The organism is Reyranella sp. (genome assembly GCF_044224635.1).
In the GTDB taxonomy this organism is placed as follows: domain Bacteria; phylum Pseudomonadota; class Alphaproteobacteria; order Reyranellales; family Reyranellaceae; genus Reyranella.
This window is the reverse complement of sequence record NZ_JBGAKA010000100.1, coordinates 1-4,194: the sequence shown is the minus strand read 5'-3', so window position 1 is coordinate 4,194 and position 4,194 is coordinate 1. Positions and strand designations below refer to the sequence as shown.

Here is a 4,194-nt window from a genome sequence, read left to right as displayed (position 1 = left end):
GAAGACACCAATCCCCCATGATCGCGCCCGGTATCGAACCAGGCACCAGATCGAGAACCTCTTCGGTCGGGTGAAAGACTATACCCGGATCATCTTGCGCAAGGACAAGACCTCGTGCAGCTATACTGGCTTCGTCAGCCTCGCCTTCGCCCGCGTCAACAGCCAACTCTGTCCATAGACCCTAGGATAGCGCGTTCGGCTCGCTCTAAAGCGGTCGGGATCTCGTCACCTGCTGATCAAAGCGGACCAATCTGCTCGGCCTTGACCCTCTCTTGCAGGTCCCGGCCCGGTATCGCCACACCCTCACGAGCGCCTGAAGTCCGAGCTCGCCCGGTTGCCATTCAGGGCCCATGGTGCACCATTGACGATGCGCGTCGAGGTGGACCTGATCGGCGCGCTGGGGAGGTGGCGCCGTCCTGCGCGTGTCGCGGCGAGCCCCACTTCCGGCCAGCGTCGGTCGATCAGCCGTCGTCTTGCCCTTGGTCGCCTCGACCGGCGCCGGCCATGAGCAGGGCCAAGCGCAGAAGGGCGCGGCGCTGCTTGGGATCGGCAATGCTCAGGAGGTCCTGCGCGAGCGCCGTCCAGATGGGTGATGGACCCGCTGACCCGCTGTTTGATCCAGGCCCTCAAAGAAGTAGCCAATGTCCACGTCGAGCGCCTGCGCGATCCGATATAGGCTGCCCGCGGCGACCCGGTTCCTCCCGGCCTCGTATTTGCTGACCTGTTGATAGGTCATACCGATTGCCTCGGCGAAGCGCTGCTGCGTCATCCCAAGCTGGATGCGGCGTTCGCGCATGCGTGTCGCGACATGGCGATCGACTACCGACAGGGGATCTTCAGAGGCATTGAACTTGGGCAACGTCCGATGCGCCTCGATGTGCGTGTCGGATGAACATAGGCACGATCTGGTCGCTCAAAAAGAGAAGGGCCCCCGGAGGCGCCCAATCATAGGGAGGCAGACATGTGCCGCCCCGATCGCCGCCAGCTATAGGGCGGGTCTAGCGGCTTGGTCGTGTGCGAGCTGCTTCTCCCGTGCGAGGCCGAGGCGCATCAGCGCCTGATCCATCTTTCGGCTGTTCAACCTGATCTTTCTTGCGCTTCGCGTAGAGAGCCCCGGGTCTGACGCTGCGCTCCGGAGCTTTTCGTATGCGGCCTCCGCTCGTGCGATCATGGCGTCGAGTTCCACCAGGAACACCGACATGGCGGGGTTCGCTTCCATTGCTTCAATCCTCATCGGCTGCGGCAGGCAGGCGGGCCGCCGCAATGGTGAGAGCTCGCGGTAGGCTCGCCACAGCGAAGCTCGTCAAGACGCTGCGTGGACGAGTGGTTCGGCGAAATCGGGCATCTTCGGTATCGTGATGACGCAGCGGTGACCGCCGATGACACGGGGAAGATCCAACGCCCCGCCCAAGCTGAGAACGAGATGGCGCACCTTGCCCATACCAGCGCCACGGCGACCTTCCACGGTGCCGCTGTCATCCACGGTCAGTTCCCAAGTCGAGGGCCATGCATCGAGCGACAGGCGAATTCGCCCGCCACGTCCCGCGGGGAAGCCATGCCGAAACGCCCCCTTAACGAGTTCCTCGGCAATGAGGCTCAAGTGGTTGAGGATCACCTCTGGAATTCGTTTGGAGGTGGCGATGCTGCTGATCGTCACATTGCGAGGCATGTCTCGATCAACCATCATCCTCATGCATAGTTGGCGCAAACGCTGGGCGCTGTCGGCATCGACCGTGCGCCAGTCCAAGTTGCGTGCTGCCGCCGATGAGGATTCAGTTGACGATCGGGTTGTGTCGCCGTGGCGCGGAGGACGATATCTCCTGGGTTTGCGCAGAGGTCGCACAGTCGAGATACATTCTGCCGCGACCATGTGCTTTGGGCTTCCCTTCTTCAGCCAACCGCAGCGGATGACGCGGTCGCGGAAGATCCGACCTATAAGTTAGCTCGACACGGTGCGGCGGCGGCTAATCTGGATTAGCCCTGGGCCGCATTCAGCGTCTCCTGGCCGTCATCGCCCCTCTACCTCTGTGACAGCCACGACACCGTCGCCCGCAATGCGAGCGGATCGGAGTCAACCCGTGCGCTAGCAGCGCGTTGACGAAATCGCGTTCGGCTGATTCGCTGGTGCGGTGACGGGCGGAGGCGCGCATGGCGTTGGGGCGGCAAGGCGAGCGGCAGACCGATCTGATCGTAGGCTGGGCGGAGCTGCCGCGCTCGCCGGGCCACGCCTTCTACGACCGCTTGCAAACGGTACTGCGCGAAGCTGGGTTCGATGGCTTCGCCGAACAGCAATGCGCGCCCTACTACGCCAGCAAGCTGGGCCGGCCGTCGCTGCCGCCGGGCCGGTACTTCCGCATGCATCTGATCGGCTATTTCGAGGGGATCGACAGCGAGCGCGGCCTGGAATGGCGCTGCGCCGACAGCCTGTCGCTACGGGAGTTCCTGCGGCTGGGCACGACCGAGGCGGTGCCCGACCATACCTGGCTGAGCCGGACGCGCTCGCGCCTGCCGTTGGAGGTGCACGAGGCGGTCTTCACCTGGGTGCTGCAGCGGCTGGCCGAACATGGCCTTATCCAGGGCAACCGGATCGGGGTCGACGCCTCGACGATGGAGGCCAACGCGGCGCTGCGCGCGATCGTCCGCCGCGACAGCGGCGAAGACTATCGCGAGATGCTCAAGCGTCTGGCCAAGGAGAGTGGCATCGCGACGCCGACGGCGGATGATCTGATCCGGCTGGATCGCAACCGGCAAGGCAAGCGGCTGTCCAACGCGGACTGGGCCTCGCCGAGCGACCCGGAGGCCAAGATCGCCAAGATGAAGGACGGCCGTACCCGGCTAGCCTACAAACCCGAGCATGCGGTCGATCTCGACACCGGCGCCATCGTCGCGGCCGAGATCCACCCGGCCGACCAGGGCGACACCACGACCCTGCCGGGCACGCTCGAGGCGGCCGCAGCCAATCTGGCGGCGATCGATGCTGCCCCGACGGCGGAAGACCCGGCCGAGCTGATCGCGGACAAGGGCTATCACTCGCGCGATGGCCTCAAGGACTTGGAAGACGGACCCTGGAAGAGCCGGATCGCCGAAAAGAAGGTGTTGGGCGTCAGCCGCTGGCGCGGCGACGAGGCAGCGCGCCGAGCGGTCTACAACAACCGCGCGAGACTGCGCTCAGGGGTGGCGAAGGAGGCGTTCAAGCTCCGCGCCGAGCTGGTCGAGCGCAGCTTCGCCCTGATCCTCGATCGCGATGGCATGCGCCGTTCGTGGCTGCGCGGCCGCGAGAACCTGCACAAACGCTATCTCGTCCACGTCGCCGGCTACAATCTCGGCCTGATCATGCGGCTCCTGGTCGGCGCCGGCACCCCACGGGAGTTCCTGGTCCGCGTCTCGGCGCGTCTGCTGGTCCTCACCGCCGCCGACACCCGCACCGCAATCCTCATCGTCGCCACCGGCCGCGAAGCCGCGATGCTCGTCGTCAATGTCGCGACGGAGCCGCACGACTGAAAGTCGACTTCCTCAACGCGCTGTTAGAGGAGCACTGCTCTTTGGTCCGCCGGAGCGCCTTGTCAAGTTGGTGGCCGGCGCACGAATCTGCTGCCAGCATTGCCCATTCCTCGCAGCCGGTCAGGCAGCACGAGCGACGCCGGCGACATCACGCCAAGTCAGAAAGATCACCTTCGGGGTCCTTGGCCGCTATCGGCGGCTCTTGATCGATCACGAGGGCAGCACGACGAGGTCACGCATCATGTCCTTGCTTGCCGGCCTGTTCATGACTGCCAACCGCTTCGAACGTCAGATCATCGCGTGATACCAACCGTCCTAGATACTGGCCGTTCTTGCCCACTCCCTTGTCGTGATGGATCGGATTTTGCCGGGGATGGCGCGCAGCCGGTTCCAGGCGTCGCAGCAGGCATCAACGACCGCTTGGTAGCCGTCGTGGACACGGGCGTTGAGGAAATTGTGGCGTAGGAACTGCCACAGGTTTTCGATCGGGTTCAGCTCGGGGCTGTAGGGCGGCAGCGGCAGGAGGGTCAGGTTCGTCGGCACGATCAGGGCATTGCTGCCGTGCCAGCCGGCTTGGTCGAGGATGACGACCGCATGCGCATCGACGGCGACGTGGCGGGCGATCTCGGCCAGATGCAGGTTCATGGCCGCGGTGTTGACCTGCGGCAGCACGAGAGCGGCGGTCTTCTCGGC

Annotated in this window: 4 protein-coding genes; 1 reads left to right on the top strand and 3 read right to left on the bottom strand. The window is 64.8% G+C overall.

Translation table 11 applies throughout. The features are described 5' to 3' along the window. Positions 1-556: 556 nt before the first annotated feature. Together ACILR9_RS38365 and ACILR9_RS38360 are read right to left on the bottom strand one after the other, a co-directional pair. Positions 557-859 (bottom strand): helix-turn-helix domain-containing protein, encoded by a 303-nt coding sequence (locus ACILR9_RS38365; RefSeq protein ID WP_395715273.1) that lies wholly within the window; start codon positions 857-859, stop codon positions 557-559. A 444-nt stretch (positions 860-1,303) separates the two neighbouring features. Next, positions 1,304-1,747 carry a hypothetical protein gene (locus ACILR9_RS38360; RefSeq protein WP_395715272.1) on the bottom strand — a complete coding sequence of 148 codons (444 nt, stop codon included), beginning with the start codon at positions 1,745-1,747 and terminating at the stop codon, positions 1,304-1,306. 401 nt (positions 1,748-2,148) lie between these two features. Here ACILR9_RS38360 and ACILR9_RS38355 point away from each other — a divergent pair, with 401 nt between their 5' ends. Next, on the top strand, positions 2,149-3,501 hold the full coding sequence (locus ACILR9_RS38355; RefSeq protein WP_395715271.1) for a transposase: 1,353 nt from the start codon (positions 2,149-2,151) through the stop codon (positions 3,499-3,501). A gap of 315 nt (positions 3,502-3,816) precedes the next feature. On the opposite strand, the gene ACILR9_RS38350 is transcribed toward ACILR9_RS38355, so the two are convergent. Beyond that, a partial coding sequence (locus ACILR9_RS38350; RefSeq protein WP_395715270.1) for a transposase occupies positions 3,817-4,194 on the bottom strand: 378 nt, incomplete at its 5' end.

What these genes read in the sequence shown, in the direction of transcription:
- ACILR9_RS38355 (WP_395715271.1), top strand. Translation starts at nt 2,149, where the DNA reads ATGGCGTTGGGGCGGCAAGGCGAGCGGCAGACCGATCTGATCGTAGGC.